Here is an 18,520-nt window from a genome sequence, read left to right as displayed (position 1 = left end):
AAATAGAAGGGGCTGTGCGGGATACCGTACAGCCCTTTAAATTTATCTGCCGCTACAGTGGGTGTGCGATTGTTGGCATCGTATTTGCACTATAGGCGTAAGTATAAGAAATATAAAGCCGGAGGTGAAACGTATTTCGGGCCGAAAGCGAAATAAGGGGCCTTGGTTACGAACCAATAGACAGAGGAGGAATGACGATGGGTTTACAGGAGAAAAAGGGCTTTAAGTTCCCCGAATTCACTATGACCATAGAGCGGGGGAAAATTCGGGAGTTTATCAGGGCCGTAGGTGATGATTCCCCCATATATACCAATGTGCAGGCGGCCGAAGAGGCGGGATTTCAAGATACCACCATACCGCCCACCTTTATGCAGGTAGCGGATATGTGGTCCGGACCGGATTTTATGACCCAATGTGAGCAATTGGAGATTAATCCGGTAATGATACTGCACGGTGAGCAGGAATACGAGTATTTGGGAGATGTTTATCCGGGGGACGAAATCACCGGCAGCTGTCAGGTGGTGGATATTCGTACGAAAAAGGGATCGTCCGGCGGCATGAATATTATCCAATTGGAAACTATGTATCATAATCAGCACGACCAACCGGTGATGGTCAGCCGGACCAAAATTATCGAACGTTTTTAGGAGGTGACAGGTATGGCTATTGAATATAAAACGGGGGAGTCCTTTCCACCGTTAGAAAAACCCCCCATTACTCGGGAACAATTGGTCCGGTTTGCCGGTGCATCCGGAGATTTTAATCCCCTGCATTACGATGACAGTATTGGTAAAAAGGCCGGTACCGGCGGCGTTATTGCTCACGGAATGCTGGTGATGGGTATGGTGGGAGAAGCTGTAAACCGCTGGGTGCCCAGAAAGTCTTTAAAGAAATTATCCGTCCGTTTTAAGGGTATGACCTATCCCGGCGATGTGATAACCATCAGCAGTAAAATAGTAGGGGTAGATCAAAGAGAAACAGGCGTATACCTTAAATGTGAGGTCACTGCGGCAGACCAAGCGGGTAAGGTGAAGATCGGCGGTTATTTCGAGGCGTTGGTGCAGAATTAACGCTATATGTAATGAATGAAAGTAACATTGAGTTTCAAGGAGGTTATACAGATGGGATATTTAGATAATAAAGTCGCAATAGTCACCGGGTCCGGACGAGGTATCGGCCGAGCGGTGGCGGAAATGTTTGCCCGGGAAGGGGCTAGGGTAGTAATTGCCGATAAGGACCAAGAGCCAGCAAACGAAGCAGCGGCTGCAGCAAAAGCGGCGGGCGCTGAGGCAGCGGTATTGGCCGGCGACATCACCCAACCGGACTTTCCAGCCAAATTAGTGGAGACTGCCATTTCTTCTTTTGGCCGACTGGATATTTTAGTTAATAATGCCGGTTATACCTGGGACGGTATGGTGCACAAAATGGATGACCAACAGTTTCAGGCCATGTTGGATATACATCTTTTGGCACCCTTTCGTCTGATCAGAGCGGCAGCACCCTACATGCGTGACCAGGCCCGGGAAGAGATCGCCCGGGGGGAAACAGTCCAGCGCAAGATAGTCAATGTCACTTCAGTTGCCGGCCTAATGGGTAACGTGGGTCAGGCCAATTACTCAGCAGCCAAGGCTGGACTAGTCGGACTTACCAAGACCGTAGCTAAGGAATGGGGCGCATTTAACATTAACTGCAATGCCGTAGCCTTCGGTATCGTGGATACTCGTCTCACGCGTCCTAAAGAACAGGGCGAGACCGTAGACGGCAAAGCAGTCGGCATCCCAGACCAGATACGTTCCATGATGCTGAAGATGGTCCCTCAGCGCCGCCCCGGCAGCGTCGAAGAGGCCGCCTCCGGCATCTTCTACCTGGCCTCACCCTTTTCCGATTACGTCAACGGTGAAGTGCTAAAAGTAGACGGCGGTTTCTACGCTTAAGCAATAACTTGACAAAATGGTGTCAGGCACCTTTTTGTCAAGTTATTCATTATTCAGTCGATTCAACAAAGCTGTTCTGATTTTTGACTTATTAACTTTATTCTAAATGGTTTGTGAATAACGTGTGGATAACCTTTGGATAACATATGGATAACGTATGGATAACGTATGGATAACTCGCATTAGTAATAGAAATAAGCTTTCAGAACTAAATAAAAGGGGGGGAAGGTAGGAATGACCGGTATTAGTGGATATGGAACATGGGTTCCTTATTTCCGGATGAAAAGGGAAAACATCAGCGGTGCCTGGGGGATGCCCACGGGTAGAGGTGAAAGAGCGGTAGCGAATTTCGATGAGGATAGTGTCTCCATGGCGGTAAACGCAGGCATGAATTGTCTGCCCGGTAATGATGCTAGAGATATTGACGCGCTGTTCTTTGCCACCACCACGGCGCCGTATCGGGAAAAGGGATCGGGTGGTACCATGGCGGCCGCGTTGGGGCTACGGCAGGATGTTCGTACTATTGAAATGGGCGGAAGTCTTCGGTCAGGCATAGCGGCTTTAATCACTGGTTTTGATTTGGCTGCGGGTGGTAAAAGGGTATTGGTTACATCAGCGGACTGCCGTCTGGCTGCGCCTCAGAGTGCTTATGAACAGGTGCTTGGCGATGGCGGCTGTGCGTTTTTGTTGGATGATAAAGATGTAATCGCCGAAATTGAGCACTGCGAAAGCTTCAATCAGGAACTGCAGGGCTACTGGCGGGGGAATGAGGATAAATTTTTACAAACTGCCGAGGACCGCTTTTCCGGCAGCAAATATGCAAAAATAGTAGTATCGGCACTGGGTCAGTTTGCCACTGAGCATAGCATTAGTGTCGGGGATTTTCAAAAGGTGATTATCGATGCCCCGACACCTAAACTGCAGCTGACAGTGGCTAAGATGCTGGGATTGGATAGGGAGCAGCTTGTAAGCGGTATTTTGGAAATGGTTGGGCACACCGGTGCTGCAGCTGCGTCCATGATGCTGGCCAAGGGCTTAAGTGAAGCAAAAAGCGGCGATCGTATCTTAGTTGTGGCCTTTGGCGAGGGGTGTGATATTGTCACAATGAAAGTAACGGACAATATCGCTAAATATGACCCGCGTCATACTTTGGCAGAACAGTTGGCTCAAAAGGATGACCAACTGCAGTATACCGCCTATCTCAAATGGCGGGGTCTGATAGATACTGAGCCGCCACGGCGGCCGGAAACACAGGTGCCGTCGCAGCCAGCGCTCTATCGAAACAATCAGCAAAATCTTGGCTTCGAGGGCTGCCGCTGTACCAACTGCGGCACGGCCCAATTCCCGAAACAACGGGTTTGTGTACATTGTCGGGCTAAGGATGAGATGGAGGAATATTCATTTCGTGGTAAGGACGGTAAGGTAGTGACCTTTACGGCGGACTACCTGGCTGCGTCTCCGGCGCCGCCAAGCATTTTTGCTGTGGTAGACTTTGATGGCGGCGGCAGGATGTTAGCGGAGGTGACTGACTGTCCCGAGCAGCAGGTGAAAATTGGTGAGCGGGTGCAGTTTACTTTCCGGCGTCTTTACAGCGTTGGCGGCGTCAGCAATTACTTCTGGAAGGCAGTGCCAAAGCGAGGTGAGGTCAATGAGTAAGGGAATTAAAGATCAGGTAGCCGTTATCGGTATGGGTTGCACCCAATTTGGTGAGCACTGGGATAAAAGTGCCGCTGATCTGATGGTTGATGCCGCATACGAGGCATATAATGATGCCGGTATTCAGCCGGACCAGGTGGATGCATACTGGCTCGGCACTATGCAATCAGGCCTGGCGGGCTTCTTCCTTTCCGGGCCGCTCAAGTCGCAATACAAGCCGGTAACCAGGGTTGAGAATATGTGTGCGACTGGTTCGGAGGCTTTTCGAAATGCTTGTTATGCGGTAGCCAGCGGGGCATATGACGTGGTGATGGCGGTGGGTGTGGAAAAACTAAAGGATTCAGGCTACAGCGGGTTGACGCTGACGGAACCCGCTGACGACGGTACCAGACCGGACATCACGGCACCTGCGGCTTTTTCGCTGCTGGCCCCGGCATATTTTAATAGATATGGGCTGGAGCAGGAAAAAGGTAAAGAAGTATTGGGGAGAATTGCCTGGAAAAATCATAAAAACGGTGCCCTTAACCCTAAGGCCCAATATCGAGCGGAAATACCGCTGGAAAAAATCTGTGCCTCGCCTATGGTGGCATCGCCCTTAGGCGTGTTGGACTGTTCCGGCGTAGCGGATGGTGCGGCGGCAGCTATAATTGTTCGGGCTGAGGATGCGAAAAAGTATGTCAAAAATCCTACCTACGTTAAAGCACTGGCAGTATCCAGCGGTCCCGGCACCGGTATCCTTTATCCGGAATTTGATTTTACTTCCATTCCGGAAAATTGTGCCGCTGCTAAGGATGCCTATTCCCAGGCCGGGATTACCGATCCCCGGAAGGAATTGAGTATGGCAGAGGTGCATGATTGTTTTACGCCGACGGAATTGGTAATTTACGAAGACTTGGGCTTTAGTGCCCGGGGTAAGGGCTGGCAAGATGTACTCAACGGTGTCTTTGATTTGGAAGGAGAACTACCGGTTAATCCCGATGGCGGCCTTAAATCATTTGGCCACCCAATCGGTGCCAGCGGCCTTAGGATGCTGTATGAGGCGCACCTCCAACTCCAGGGCCGGGCAGGCCAACGGCAGCTCCCGGACGCTAAGCTTGCCTTGACTCATAATTTGGGCGGCTTTCCCTGGCAGTGCGTTTGCTTTATCTCTATTGTTGGCAATGAGTTATCCCCTGGGGGGTGTTAGCTTGGATCGGAATATTTTCCAAGAAGAACATCGTATTTTTCGCAGTGCTTTTCAGAGCTTCATTAAAAAGGATGTTTTACCCCATTATGATAAATGGGAAGAAAAGCGTATCGTGCCCCGGGAGTTTTGGCTTCAAATGGGGTCCCAGGGCTACCTTTGTCCACAGTTAGAGGAGAAGTACGGCGGTATGGGTGCAGATTTTCGGTACAATATCATCATCAATGAAGAACTGGCGAAGGTTGCCATGGGCACTTTGGGCGTACCCCTGCATAACGATATTATTGCGCCTTACTTGCAAATGTACTGTAATGAAGCACAAAAACGGCAATGGCTGCCCAAATGTGCGTCTGGGAAAGCAATCCTTGCTATCGCCATGACGGAACCAGGGGCCGGTAGTGATCTGCAGTCAATTAAAACCACTGCTATTAAAGACGGCGATTCCTACGTGCTTAATGGCCAGAAAACATTCATCTCCAACGGCATATCCGCTGATTTGGTACTGGTAGCTTGCAAGACGGACCCTAAAGCTCAGCCGGGCTACCGCGGTATTAGTCTGATTATGGTGGAACGGGATACCCCCGGCTTCATCCGCGGGCGTCAACTAGACAAAATAGGCATGCATAGTCAGGATACCGCGGAGCTGTTCTTTGAAGAGTGCCGCGTACCTGCCGCTAACCTGGTAGGCACTGAGGGAGAAGGCTTTAAATATATGATGAAGAAGCTGCCTCACGAACGATTGGTGGTGGCTGTGGGCTGCCAGGCGGCGGCGGAAGAAATGCTCAAAGAAACCCTGGAATTCACCCGGGTACGCAGTGCCTTCGGTAAACCTATCCAAGAATTCCAACATACCCGCTTCAAATTGGCGGAAATCGCCACCGAAATAGAACTTGGTCGGGTGTTTGTCGACCGCCTCATCGACAGAGTTATTCAGGGTGAGGATATTACCGTGGAAGGCGCCATGGCCAAGTGGTGGGTCTCCGATATGGCCAACAGAGTGGCTTATGACTGCCTGCAGCTTCACGGCGGTTACGGCTACATGGAGGAGTATAAGATTGCCCGCTGGTATCGTGATATTCGCGTAGCTACCATTTACGCCGGCTCCAACGAAATCATGAAAGAAGTAATCGGCCGCAGTCTCCAATAACTTGACAAAATCGTGCCAGGCACCTTTTTGTCAAGTTATTACAAAAACGGATAAAAACAGTACTAGTAAACGGTTGACATTTCACATATAATACATCATAATTTTTATTAGAATGATCTATAGCGAAAGGGTGGATTATATGTCTGAAGTGAAATTCACGGCTAAGGCCAAGGATTATATCCAGAAAAAGGGAGGCGCGATTACCATCGGATTGGTAAGAATTGGTGGTGGTTGATGTGGTGTTTCTTATGAGCCTACCGTGATTGTAGGCGCTCCAGATAAAGGGAAAAATACATCATATACACGGTTTTCCGCCGAAGACATTGCGGTGTACCTGCCCAAAAATGTAAAAACGGCTCCCGAGGGAATTCATATTTCCCTGAAAGGGATAAGTATCCTGCGGCAGTTGGTAGTGGGTGGGATAAGAGCTTAATAATAGTTAGTAATATGCCCGGTTGATAAAGGTCAACCGGGTTTTTGTTTTTTGCGCGCTATTGTGTATGCATGGGAGAACTATGGTGCTGCGTTGCTGCCCATTATTCCCGCGCCCCAGACATATTGGCAATTATTAAGGAGACATAATTACTCTTAACCAAACAGTTATTTATTTCGGTAGTTTGCGTGAAACCTTGATGGGCCGACCGCATCTACGCTATTCGATGGCAATGCTGGTGGTTTTCAATAACTTGACAAAAAGGTGCCTGACACCATTTTGTCAAGTTATTTTTGATAAGGGCAGCATTGCTGGTGGGGTTACAGCAACGATGATTGTAGCGGGGTCATCAGATGCGTTTTGACAGAGGTGGGGTTTGGTACCGTCGAGATGAATGCTGTCGCCTTCAGATAATATCGCTTCGAAATCGCCCTGGGTGACTTTTACCTGGCCCTCAAGTACTAAAATCCACTCTTCTCCTTCATGGGTGTGAGCGCAGTTGCCTGCCTGGTAGCCGGCGGGAAGCAGGGCCTGCATCACTTGAAGATTGCGGCCAAATGGGGTAGAAAGGATTTCAAGGTCCGGTTGATTACCTATTCTGATCTTGGGGCGTGCATCTTTTTTTATTAGCTCTGGGGCAAAGCCATCATCACCCAACAGTATTTTCGCAGGTGTTTCCAACGCTAAGCAGATCTTTTGCAGACTATCCAACGACAGCGATGCTTTATCATTCTCTACTTGACTAATGAACCCCTGGGAAAGACCGGTTAATTCGCAAAGTTTTGGGATGGTAAAATTCATTTCTTTTCGTCTGGTTTTAATTCTTTGTCCAACTGTCATTATTTACCTCCGCCTAATTAGTTTGCAATTACTGAAAAAATATTGATGTTATTAATAATTATGGTATGATAATGTTAATTACACTAAAATATGTTTACTATTACTATACTATCGCTAGCTGGATATTGCAATAAGGGGAGGTATTTAATGAAACTTGCCAGACAAATACTATCAAAAAAAATACCCAGTACTGTTGGCGGTAATCTGATACTAAGGGACCAGCTTTCTCAGCATCATGTATTGTTGATCTTCTTTCCTTTTGCATTTGAGCCCAATAGTGTGGTCAATCTCACTCAACTGCAGGCACGGTTGGAGGATTTGAGAGAGTGGGATTACCTGCCGATTGGTGTATGTCCTGAGAACATCTTTGCTTTGAATTTTTTGGCACTGTCATTGGATATCGATTTTCCGTTAATTAGTGATTACAGTCTAAAGCTGTCCGATGAACTGGGGTTACGCTTAGAAGGGGACACGGATTACAGTCCAAAAGTATGTGATGCAGTTATAGCTATCGGCAGACAAGGTGAGGTTGATTACACTTATTGTTCCGAATCACGAGAAACTGATTTTGACCTTGATTATATCATTGATAATTTACCTCAGAAGAGATGTGATTACTGCGATGGTCAATAGATTAGTCCTGATTAAGCGCTTTTTAATTGTTTTGGCCATGTTCGGTGGCTTTTTTAAAGATTTTACTGTTTTGCGCCTAAAAAGGAAGCTGCACCTGGGGCTAATAGACGATAATGATTATCGGGTAATTTACGCTTCCCAGGCACGGCGCTTTCGTCAGAAAGCTAATGATTTGGGCGGGCTTTTAATAAAATTGGGACAGTTTATCAGTGTCCACGTGGATGTACTTCCCGAGGAATATACTAAAGAGCTGGCTAATCTCCAGGATGCAGCTGCTGCAGCTGAATTCAGTGATATCAGCCGCATTATCGAGATGGAGCTGGGAAATAAGGATTGGGTATTGGAGAAAACGCCTCTGGCTTCTGCTTCGCTTGGTCAAGTGCATAAAGCATTATTGCCTGATGGGGATGTTGTGGCGGTGAAGGTGCTTAAACCTGATATAGATCGGTTAATTGTTACTGACCTGTTGGCTTTGCGGTGGGTGACTGCCGCGGCTCGGCGTTTTACTGCTTGGGGAAAAGACTATGATCTAGTGTCAATTTATCGGGAATTTGAGGAAACCACCAAGCGGGAATTGGACCTGCATCAGGAAGGGCTAAGTGCAGAACGGATTGGCCGTGACATAAGCGGCTTTGATAATGTTCTGGTGCCGAAAATCTACTGGGATTATTCATCTAATCGTGTATTGACTATGGAATTTATGGATGGAGTCAAAATAACGGATAAATCTATTTTGACAGCATGGGACGTAAAGGAACGGGATTTGAGTGGACAGCTTTTCCAGGTATTTTGGTACCAGGTGATGGAAACTGGTTTCTTTCATGCTGACCCCCATCCCGGTAATATTTTTGTTAACCAAGGTGGTCAGTTAATATTGCTGGATTTTGGTATGGTCGGTAATATTGGGTCCCAGCAAAAACAGCAGCTGTTTGAATTGATGACGGCGCTGATGGCAGGTGATGGTGCCAAGTGTTCATTCTATATTGATCAGCTTGGTTTTGTTCGCCGGGAAGTAGCCAGAGAACAGTTGGAGCAGGCGATGGAATTTATGCTGGCTGCTGCTAAGGATATGGGTAATGGCCAGGAGATTACTGAAGAAGTACGGCAATTTTTATACAGCCAACCCTTTCAACTGCCGGCAAATATACTTTTCTTAGGTAAAACATTCTCCACTTTGATGGGCGTGTGCTACGGGCTTGATAATGGGTTTGATTTCATGAATCAGGTTACTAAGGGTTTGGGAATTGACGGCGGTGAAAAAAGCAGCTTTGGATTTAGCAATTTGCAGCGCGGGTTGTCCGAAATCCTATCACGTCTTAAGAAACTATACGATACTCCAAAACGGTTAGATGGATTAGCGCTAGAAATTAAACGTCTTGGACAGCATCAAAAGGAACAAATGGTTCGTTTACAGGGACTGCTATATAGTATGCTTTGGGCCGTGCTCACTGCAGGCAGTGGACTTATCGCAGTAGTGCTGTATACCAACGACAAACCCGGTGCCGAAATAGGTTGGGCAGTAACTGTGGTTTTTGGCGGCGTCTTGTTTATTAGCCTTATGGGCAGTAAAGCTAACAGCAAATCACGCTCCCGCAGGATTGATAGGCGTAGGCATAGGCGCAGGGGAGAGGGTAAAAGCGCGCTGCCTGGAATTGAAAAACCAAAATTTCATCCATAAATTAGAAGGGGGGTATGTAAATGTTTGGTTTCAAACAGATTTTTATGGATTCTAAAGTTGAACTAAAGGAAACCGAAGCCGGCTATGCACTGGAGTTTAAAGGCGATAAGGAAGAATTAAAGAAGCAGCTGGAAGCACTGCTGGCGTTTGTGGAATTCAAGAAAAAAGCATCCGCAGCTGGGATGCAGGGTCCTCATAATCATTTCAAGGCTATGCATGAAAGGTTTGTGGAAATGCACAAAAAACATCATTACTGTAAGTAGTTTAGTAAGGCGGCCACATGGGAAAATGTGACGCCTTTTTTTGGCGCCACGCGACTCGTATGACGCGGTGGCATCTGCGCGTTTGCGGGCATCGCCGGTCGGGTTCAATAACTTGACAAAAAGGTGCCTGACACCATTTTGTCAAGTTATTGAGTTGACGGTTGATATATTATGTCATATGATTTTCATATAAATTGCGTCAAGTCAGCACTTTGGAGGTGTCGTATGCCGGGGACTCGTTCGTTTCAATTTGAGGCGGCTCTTAATGCTACCTACAATGCTATTATAGTTATTAATGAAGATTGCAAGGTTATTTTCTCCAACCAAGCGGCGGGTGAAATTATTAATGTTTCTGCTGAGACTATGTTGGGCAAGCATATCAAAGACGTGGTACCTAACACTCAATTGGACCAAGTGGTGGTAGACGGTAGGCCTCGACTGCATAATCGGCTTACCATCGGCGAGCGTTATGTTATTACTAATCGCACGCCAATTTTGCGAGATGGGAAAATAGTGGGTGCGGTGGCGGTATTTCAGGATATCACTGAACTGCAGAAAGCACTGCAGGAATTACACACTACCCGTGATATGCTGGCGATGCTGGAGACGGGTTTGGAGCACGTCTCTGACGGGATTGTGATGGTTGATAAGAACGGCTGTATCACGATGATGACGGATGCTTATGCCCGTTTCCTTGGCTTGGATCATGATGAAGTTATGGGCAGGCACATAACCCAAGTAATTGAAAACACTCGCATGCATATTGTACTGAATACGGGTAAGGCGGAGATTGGGGAGATACAACGCATTAAGGGCAGGGACACTGTGGTGATGCGCATCCCCATTAAAAACAATGGTGAGGTCATTGGCGGCATTGGTCAGGTAATGTTTCAAGATATTTCGGACTTAAAAAAGCTGGCTCAGCGTCTCCATCTGGCGGAGACCAAGCTTGAATACTACCAGCAGGAATATAAAAGATGGCAGCAGTCCAGGTACAATTTCTCAAACATAGCGGGGGAGAGCCCACAGCTGGCATTGGCAAAAGAATTGGCTCGACGGGTATCTAAAAGCCCTTCTACGGTATTGATTCAGGGTGAAAGCGGTACGGGAAAGGAATTGATTGCCCACGCCATTCATGGGGCCAGTCCGAGAAAGGACCAGGCTTTTATTCGGGTTAATTGTGCCGCAATTCCTAAAGATTTATTGGAAGCGGAGCTTTTTGGTTATGTCGAAGGGGCATTCACCGGCGCTAAAAAGGGCGGCAAACTGGGCAAAATAAAACTGGCGCATAAGGGGACCATTTTTCTTGATGAAGTTGGCGATATGCCGATAGAAATGCAGATGAAACTGCTGCGGGTACTGCAGGAAAGAGAAGTAGAAAAACTGGGCGGCAATGAAATCGAGAAAGTGGACATTCGTGTTATCGCTGCCACTAATAAAGACCTGCAGCAGATGGTGGTGGAAGGTGAGTACCGTAAGGATTTGTATTACCGCTTAAATGTAGTCAATATCTTTATGCCGCCGTTACGGGAGCATCCCCAAGACATCCCGATATTGGCAGGGGAGTTAATTGACAAGTTGAACATTGATTTGGGTACTGCCGTTACCGGGGTTAGCCCTGAGGTGGAGACATTATTATTAAGCTACCATTGGCCCGGTAATGTCCGTGAACTGGAAAATGTCTTGGAACGGGCAATGAATGTAATAGAGGGCTCTGTAATTGAATTAAAGGACCTGCCTATTTATCTTCAGGACTATGAACTGACCGGCAGTCCTCAAGCGGCGGCGGATACTTTAGAAAAAGAGTTGGAATTGGCTGAAAAGCGGGCCATCAAACGTGCTTTAAAGCATGCTGAAGGTAACAAAATTAAGGCCGCTAAAATTTTAAACATTCATCGTGCCACTCTTTATCGTAAATTAGAAAAGTACCAACTGGATGCGTAGCAGTAGTGATACATGTCGCGCAAATGCGAAAGAATGCATTTGGGTTCTAAGTGTGCAACGAATGGCGCTGGGACAATATTTGTCGTCGCTTAATTGCGACAGATAAAGATTTTATTATGTCGCATAAAATATGAAAAATATAAAAAGAAAAATCTGTGCCAACGTAGTAGTGGTGTCGGTTTTTCTTTCTTTACTGGTTCTATCGGACAAGCAATTAGACGGGTGGCACAGTTATTGCTCTAAATATAGTCAAGTTTCAGAAAATTATAAAAAAACAGACACTTATCGAAAGGAGGGCTATGTTGAAACCCAAATTCCTAACTCCAAACCAAGCAGTAGAAATGATTAAGGATGGAAGTACGGTAGTTGTGGATGGCTTTGTGGGGCACGGGCATCCGGAAGAACTAACCATCGCTTTGGAAGAGAGATTTCTAGAAAACGGTACCCCCCGGGATCTCACCATAGTCTATGCCGCCGGCCAGGGCGACGGACAAACTAAAGGCATGAATCATCTTGCACATCGGGGCCTGGTTAAACGAGTAATAGGCGGGCATTGGAATTTAGCGCCTAAGTTGGGGGATATGGCAATGGCCAATGAAATCGAGGCCTACAATTTTCCTCAAGGTGTGGTCACTCATTTGTTTCGTGATATTGCTGCAGGAAAGCCCGGTACTATCACTCATATTGGACTGAAGACTTTTGTTGATCCTCGCTGGGAGGGCGGTAAGCTCAACAGTATCACCACTGAAGATTTAGTAGAGCTGATTACTATTCACAATAAGGAATATCTGCTTTATAAAGGTTTTCCGGTGAATGTCGCCTTGATAAGGGGTACCAGCGCGGATGAATATGGCAACATTTCTATGGAAAAAGAGGCGTTGACCTTAGAGGGCCTGTCCATCGCCCAGGCGGTGAGAAACTGCGGCGGTATAGTTATCATTCAGGTTGAACGTTTGCGACGTCACGGTACAGTAGACCCGAAACTGGTAAAAATTCCAGGCATGCTGGTGGATGCCGTGGTAGTGGGTCAGCCGGCTAACCATATGCAGTCTTTTGCAGAACAGTATAATCCGTCATTTAGCGGTGAAATACGCGTACCGCTGGATTCTATCCAGCCGCTGCCCTTAAATGAACGAAAGATTATCGGCAGGCGTGCGGCAATGGAGCTCACTCCCAATGCGGTGGTTAACCTGGGGATTGGCATGCCCGAAGGTGTGGCATCGGTAGCGGCGGAGGAGGGCTTTTCTGATCGGATGATTCTGACCGTCGAAGCGGGTCCCATTGGCGGTATACCGGCCGGAGGCTTGAACTTTGGTGCTGCTTATAACCCGGATTGTATCATTGACCAGCCAAATCAGTTTGATTTTTATGATGGCGGCGGGTTGGATATCGCTTTTTTAGGGATGGCTCAGGTGGACGCAAAGGGTAATGTGAATGTCAGTCGTTTCGGGCCGCGTATAGCCGGGGCCGGCGGATTTATTAATATTACCCAGACCGCCAAAAAGGTGGTTTACTGCGGTACCTTTACTGCATCCGGACTGCAGGTTGCGGTATCTCAAGGGAAGTTATTCATCAACAAAGAAGGGGCGCAGCAAAAATTTGTTCAGGAAGTGGATCAGATAACTTTTAGTGGCGATTATTCGCTGGAGAAGGACCAAAAAGTTCTATATATAACCGAACGGGCTGTCTTTGAGCTTAAATCGGAGGGCTTAACATTAATTGAAGTTGCGCCGGGTGTGGATATGGAAAGGGATATCTTTTCTCAGATCGGTTTTCAACCAATGGTATCTAATGATATCAAACTTATGGACGGCAGGATATTTGAAGAGGAATTACTGGGGTTTGATGCGCAGATGGCTCAGACTGCAGGTGAATAAAGTGTTTAGCAATGCACAGTAAACCAATTAAACTAATTTTGGCTGGCATGTAAGGGCACGGGATTAATCTGTGGGAGGTGAGGCCGCAAATATTAGCTGCTGCTTATACTTTATCAGAGCTTTAATTTGAAGGAGGAGAGAATATTGGTTAACAATAAGAAATTACGTTTTGTGATATTGGCTATGATTGTCGCTTTGATTGGTGGTTTGGTAGTCGGCTGTGGTACTACATCTGATACAGCGGGAGATAATGATGGGTCAAAAGCTGTTGCGGCTAAACCGGACAAGGTGTATACGCTAAAGATAGCTACTACTTGGCCGGAATCAATTACATTGCATCAAATGCCGCAAAAGTTTGGTGAAATAATTAACGCCGCCAGCGGCGGCCGCATGAAGGTAGAGGTTTATCCTTCTGGTGCCTTGATGGGAGCTGCTGAAGTGCTGGATGCAGCTAGTTCTGGTACCATTGATGGTTATCATGATTACACCGGTTACTGGATTGGTAAGATGCCGGCAGCACCTTTCTTCGCTAATGTACCCATGTTCATGGATTCGCCTGATATGTACCTATCATGGATTTATGAGGGCGGCGGTTTAGAACTGTGGCAGAAGCTTTATGATGAGTCAGGCTACAATGTTAAGGTATTCCCGCTGGGCATTACTCACCCCGAGATCTTGGCTCAGTCGAATAAGCCGATGAAAACTTTTGAAGATTGGCAGGGCCTGAAGTATCGTACTGTTGGCTGGTGGGGTGACATTTTACGTGAATTTGGCGTGGCAGTAACTAGTCTCCCTGGTGCTGAAGTTTATCCTTCCTTGGAGCGTGGAGTAATTGACGCTGCTGAATTTAGTACCCCTTATAACAACAAGGTGTTGGGATTTGACGAAGTTACTAAATATCTCAGCGGTCCCGGTATGCACCAACCAGCTACTTTATTGTCCATGGGAATTAATAAGGACAGCTGGAACGAGCTGCCCCCGGATCTGCAAGAGTTAGTAACGTCCACAGCCAGATCGGTAACCCTGTGGGGTTGGATGGATGATTTGAATAAGAGTATGAAGGCTCTTAAAGAGATGGAAGATGAAGGCATGGAAACAGTGTACGCGGATACTGAGGTGCAGGAAGAGCTGTATGATATTACTGTTAAATACCTAGACGACAAGGCAAAAGAAGAAGGCGGCATCTTCGCTGAAATTTGGGATTCCATGAAGACCTATCGTGAAGAGTTTGTCGACTACGAAGAATTTATGATGCCGATTAGAGTTCATAAATAGAACAGGTTGTTTAAAGGTTGATATGGGGGGGCAGTCACACAGGTTCTTTTGCCCCCCAATACCTCCCTGTTTGGTTGTTCGGAAAGGAGAGTAGGAGTAGGTGAACGTACTAAAATCGGTCTTAAATAATATTGACAAGTTTAACGAAAAAATGGCTAAAATCTTTGCTTGGGCCATGCTGCTATTGACACTGACCATGACCTACGAGGTAGTTTCACGGTATGGCTTCAATAAACCTACCATCTGGAGTTATGACGTCAGCTATATGTTGGGGAGTATGGTTTTGATTTTTGGCATGGCCTATACCTTAAGGATAGGCGGCCATGTAACTATTGACCTTATTTATAATCGCTTTTCTCGGCGGGTACAGTTAATCATGTATATTATCTTTACTATCGTTCTCTTTTTCCCGTTGTGGGCGTTGATGGTGAAAGTAATGATTCCGCATACCCTTTTTTCATGGGCCAAACACGAGAGTAGTTGGGTCGGCACCTGGCAGCCCATCGTTTACCCGTTTAAAACCTGGGTTACCGTTGGTACGATAATGCTGGTTTTACAGGGAACTGCCGAATTCATCCGGGATATCGTCGAACTAATTGGAGGTGAGCGGCCATGAGTCCAGTTTTAATTACCTTTCTAATGCTGTCTTCGTTAATTGGTATAATTATTCTCGGTTATCCGGTGGCCTTTGTCCTCGGTGGCTTAGCGTCCATTTTCGGCTTTATCTTCATCGGTCCAGAGGTAAGTAACTTGTTTATGCTCAGGCTGTTTGGCGTAATGGGCGATTACATCCTGCTGGCGATCCCGCTCTTTGTATTTATGGGAGTTGTTATTGAAAAGTCAGGGCTGGCAGCCCGGCTTTACGATGCAGCGTATGTTATTTTAGGTAGGCTGCGTGGTGGCTTGGCCATAGCTACTTTGATTACGTGTACAATTTTTGCTGCGGCTACCGGCGTTATCGGTGCATCTGTGGTAACAATGGGTTTAATGGCTCTGCCCTCGATGATACGGTATAACTACGACAAACCACTGGCTACCGGCGTAATATGTGCCGGCGGTACGCTGGGAATTCTTATTCCCCCAAGCGTTTTAATATTAATCTATGGGCCGTTGGCCGGGTTATCTGTGGGTAGATTATTTATGGCAGCATTTATGCCGGGCTTATTGTTGGCCTCGCTGTATGTAGGCTATGTCTTGATTCGCTCCTTTTTACAGCCGGATATTGCACCGTCTATGCCGTCGGACCATCCAGATTTTAATGTGTCCATTGGCAGGAAATTTTACCTCTTTGCTACATCTATTTTACCGGTAGGGGTATTGATATTAGCCGTATTAGGTTCCATCTTTTTTGGTGTTGCCGCACCAACCGAAGCTGCAGGGGTGGGTGCTTTTGCGTCACTTATTTTGGCAGCCTGCTATAAGCAGTTAACCTGGAAGAATTTAAAAGAAGCCATTTATAGCAGCATGACCTACAGTGCTATGATTTATCTCGTATTGATTGCTGCGGGATTCTTTACCGCTGTATTTCTTAACTTAGGTGGCGGAAAAGTAGTGGAAAACATTGTACTGGGGCTGCCCCTGCCAAACTGGGGAATCCTGCTTGTGATGTTTACTATAATATTTATTCTGGGCGCATTTATCGACTGGATTGGCACGCTGATGATTGGTGTACCGCTGTTTACACCCATTGCTGCAGCTATGGGTTATGACCCTATCTGGTTTGCGATGATGTTTATCGTGGTGATGCAGACATCTTTCCTGACGCCGCCTTTTGCTTATGCGATATTTTACCTAAAAGGAATTGCGCCTCCTGAGGTAACCACCGGCGATATCTACCGCGGTGTGATACCCTTTATTCTCTTGCAAATTGTCGGGGTATTACTGCTTGCCGCTTTTCCGCAAATCGCTCTCTGGCTGCCCAGTTTAATGAACTGATGATTTAACCAGCAGTTGATACCAATTGGAATTTTTAGACTAAGCAACATTACTTTCAAGCAGGTGAAGGAGGGATTAAACTTGGATGCTGCATATTTTTTGCGCCGAAGCAAGGGATTAGCTAAAGATATCGACCCGCGTCAGATTGCACTTCAATTGGAAAGCGATGAAAGCTGGACCTTTGATGCGTTTGACAATATTTCCAATCAGTATGCAGATATATTTTCCAGCTTAGGGGTAATGAAGGGGGATCGCATAGGCATTTTAATGTATAACTGCCTAGAATATTGGGCGGCATATTTTGCCGCAGCCAAAATCGGTGCCATAGCGGTACGATTGAATTTCCGTTTGGTGCCGGAGGAACTTGAGTACGCTTTGAACGATTCTGGTGCTAAGGTTCTTTGCTTTCATTCATCGTTTTTGGAGCGTTTAGAACAGGTGCGTGATAAAGTACCTGTTAGTCAGTGGTTATGCTTACAGGATGATGATAGTGAGATGCCCGTATGGGTGAAACCGTGGGCTGTGCTGGGAGAAGGTTCTTCTTCCTTTGTTTCCGAAACCCAAATTGACGGCAGCGACTCGATGATGCTGATGTATACGTCGGGTACCACCGGCCGCCCTAAGGGGGCATTGTGGACTCACGATAATACATTATGGTTTGCAGCGATGCAGGCCATTAAGTGGCAGATGACTAATAAATGTGTCTCCATGACCACCGGGCCGCTCTATCATGTAGGGGCCTTGGAAGATCTGCTGCTGCCCACATTATTAGTAGGCGGAAGATCTATAGTTACCAAAAGCGGCAGCTTTGACATCAGACGGATACTTAAGGTAATGGAGCAGGAAAAAGTGACTCACGTGCTGCTGTTTCCCTATATGCTCTACGATATGTTAAGTCAGCCGGATCTGGAGCAATATGACTTGAGCTCGCTGCAGGCTATTATATCCGGCGGTGACCCGGTACTACCCTGGGCAATAGAAAAGCTAAATGAAGTACTGCCCAATGTAGGGCTGATTCAAATTTACGGCCTGACAGAGGGTACGCCTATCGGTACCTGTCTTAACCCTGAAGACCCCAAGGAAAAAGGTCATACGGTGGGCAAGCCTTTGCCATTTGCCGAAGTTAAGGTAGCTGGTGAGGATGGTATACCTGTGGGGGTTGGTGAGGTGGAAGAAATTTGGATTAAGAGTCCTTCGGTGTCAAGTGAATATTGGAACAGGCCGGAAGCTACCGCAGAGACATTTGTTGACGGTTGGTGCCGTACCGGCGATTTGGGCCGCGTTGATGAAGACGGCTTCTTGGCCATTGCCGGCCGGAAGAAGGATATGATCAGAAGCGGCGGTGAGAACATCTACCCGTCTGAATTAGAAGATGTGATAAACCGCCATCCAAAGGTAAAAAACGTTGCCATCATCGGCCTACCACACCCAACATTTCTGGAAACTGTCTGCGCAGTGATTGTGCCCAAGGATGACGTCGAAGTGACGGAAGAAGATATTGTGGACTATTGCAAGCAGCATATGGCCGGATTTAAAAAGCCCCGGCATGTTGTATTTGTCGACGAGCTGCCCCGTACTCCGTCCGGCAAAGTGAAAAAATTTCAGTTAAGAAACAAGTACCAAAGTTTGGCCTAAAGAAATTAAATCAAATATAAGTACCGCTTAAAGGCCGTTGAATTAATTCAACGGCCTTTTTGGTGTCAGTGGGTGGACAGCATTTTA

The 18,520-nt window shown here is 46.8% G+C and carries 17 protein-coding genes; 16 read left to right on the top strand and 1 reads right to left on the bottom strand.

The features are described from left to right. The first annotated feature begins 197 nt into the window (after nt 1-197). The 7 genes from MFMK1_RS12435 (at nt 198) to MFMK1_RS12405 (ending at nt 6,353) form a co-directional block, all read left to right on the top strand. Nucleotides 198-647 (top strand): MaoC family dehydratase N-terminal domain-containing protein, encoded by a 450-nt coding sequence (locus MFMK1_RS12435; RefSeq protein ID WP_366922023.1) that lies wholly within the window; start codon nt 198-200, stop codon nt 645-647. Nucleotides 648-659: 12 nt separating this feature from the next. After that, nucleotides 660-1,070: a MaoC/PaaZ C-terminal domain-containing protein gene (locus MFMK1_RS12430; protein ID WP_366922022.1), complete on the top strand. Its 411-nt coding sequence runs from the start codon at nt 660-662 to the stop codon at nt 1,068-1,070. 51 nt (nt 1,071-1,121) lie between these two features. Further along, nucleotides 1,122-1,934: an SDR family NAD(P)-dependent oxidoreductase gene (locus MFMK1_RS12425; RefSeq protein ID WP_366922021.1), complete on the top strand. Its 813-nt coding sequence runs from the start codon at nt 1,122-1,124 to the stop codon at nt 1,932-1,934. A 234-nt stretch (nt 1,935-2,168) separates the two neighbouring features. Continuing rightward, entirely contained in the window at nt 2,169-3,590 is a 1,422-nt protein-coding gene (locus tag MFMK1_RS12420) for an OB-fold domain-containing protein (protein ID WP_366922020.1), read from the top strand. Beyond that, nucleotides 3,583-4,776 carry an acetyl-CoA acetyltransferase gene (locus MFMK1_RS12415; RefSeq protein WP_366922019.1) on the top strand — a complete coding sequence of 398 codons (1,194 nt, stop codon included), beginning with the start codon at nt 3,583-3,585 and terminating at the stop codon, nt 4,774-4,776. Before MFMK1_RS12420 ends, MFMK1_RS12415 begins: the two co-directional genes overlap by 8 nt. Before the next feature lies 1 nt (nt 4,777). Continuing rightward, nucleotides 4,778-5,920 carry an acyl-CoA dehydrogenase family protein gene (locus MFMK1_RS12410; RefSeq protein WP_366922018.1) on the top strand — a complete coding sequence of 381 codons (1,143 nt, stop codon included), beginning with the start codon at nt 4,778-4,780 and terminating at the stop codon, nt 5,918-5,920. 259 nt (nt 5,921-6,179) lie between these two features. Then, entirely contained in the window at nt 6,180-6,353 is a 174-nt protein-coding gene (locus tag MFMK1_RS12405) for a hypothetical protein (protein WP_366922017.1), read from the top strand. 282 nt (nt 6,354-6,635) lie between these two features. Here MFMK1_RS12405 and MFMK1_RS12400 read toward each other — a convergent pair whose 3' ends face one another. After that, nucleotides 6,636-7,193: a helix-turn-helix domain-containing protein gene (locus tag MFMK1_RS12400; protein WP_366922016.1), complete on the bottom strand. Its 558-nt coding sequence runs from the start codon at nt 7,191-7,193 to the stop codon at nt 6,636-6,638. Nucleotides 7,194-7,340: 147 nt separating this feature from the next. On the opposite strand from MFMK1_RS12400, the gene MFMK1_RS12395 reads away from it, so the two are divergent. The 9 genes from MFMK1_RS12395 to MFMK1_RS12355 all read left to right on the top strand — a co-directional run bounded on the left by MFMK1_RS12395 (nt 7,341) and on the right by MFMK1_RS12355 (nt 18,433). Next, a complete protein-coding gene (locus tag MFMK1_RS12395; protein WP_366922015.1) occupies nt 7,341-7,826 on the top strand; it encodes a redoxin domain-containing protein in 486 nt (161 codons plus the stop codon). Continuing rightward, on the top strand, nt 7,762-9,504 hold the full coding sequence (locus MFMK1_RS12390) for an ABC1 kinase family protein (RefSeq protein WP_366922014.1): 1,743 nt from the start codon (nt 7,762-7,764) through the stop codon (nt 9,502-9,504). The genes MFMK1_RS12395 and MFMK1_RS12390 overlap by 65 nt, the downstream gene beginning before the upstream one ends. Nucleotides 9,505-9,524: 20 nt before the next feature. Next, nucleotides 9,525-9,767 (top strand): hypothetical protein, encoded by a 243-nt coding sequence (locus tag MFMK1_RS12385; protein WP_366922013.1) that lies wholly within the window; start codon nt 9,525-9,527, stop codon nt 9,765-9,767. 225 nt (nt 9,768-9,992) lie between these two features. After that, nucleotides 9,993-11,711: a sigma 54-interacting transcriptional regulator gene (locus MFMK1_RS12380; RefSeq protein WP_366922012.1), complete on the top strand. Its 1,719-nt coding sequence runs from the start codon at nt 9,993-9,995 to the stop codon at nt 11,709-11,711. Nucleotides 11,712-12,010: 299 nt separating this feature from the next. Further along, complete coding sequence (locus MFMK1_RS12375) at nt 12,011-13,588, top strand: acyl CoA:acetate/3-ketoacid CoA transferase (RefSeq protein ID WP_366922011.1); 1,578 nt, start codon at nt 12,011-12,013, stop codon at nt 13,586-13,588. A gap of 144 nt (nt 13,589-13,732) precedes the next feature. Beyond that, nucleotides 13,733-14,863, top strand: a complete 1,131-nt coding sequence (gene dctP / locus MFMK1_RS12370) for a TRAP transporter substrate-binding protein DctP (protein WP_366922010.1) — start codon at nt 13,733-13,735, stop codon at nt 14,861-14,863. Nucleotides 14,864-14,963: 100 nt separating this feature from the next. Then, nucleotides 14,964-15,479, top strand: a complete 516-nt coding sequence (locus tag MFMK1_RS12365) for a TRAP transporter small permease subunit (protein ID WP_366922009.1) — start codon at nt 14,964-14,966, stop codon at nt 15,477-15,479. Then, nucleotides 15,476-16,798: a TRAP transporter large permease gene (locus MFMK1_RS12360; protein ID WP_366922008.1), complete on the top strand. Its 1,323-nt coding sequence runs from the start codon at nt 15,476-15,478 to the stop codon at nt 16,796-16,798. Before MFMK1_RS12365 ends, MFMK1_RS12360 begins: the two co-directional genes overlap by 4 nt. Before the next feature lie 81 nt (nt 16,799-16,879). After that, nucleotides 16,880-18,433, top strand: a complete 1,554-nt coding sequence (locus MFMK1_RS12355) for a class I adenylate-forming enzyme family protein (RefSeq protein ID WP_366922007.1) — start codon at nt 16,880-16,882, stop codon at nt 18,431-18,433. Nucleotides 18,434-18,520: the final 87 nt, after the last annotated feature.

The organism is Metallumcola ferriviriculae (genome assembly GCF_035573695.1).
Lineage (GTDB): Bacteria > Bacillota > JADQBR01 > JADQBR01 > JADQBR01 > Metallumcola > Metallumcola ferriviriculae.
Note: the sequence above shows the minus strand (reverse complement) of the source record. Positions and strands in the feature narration are given on the sequence as shown.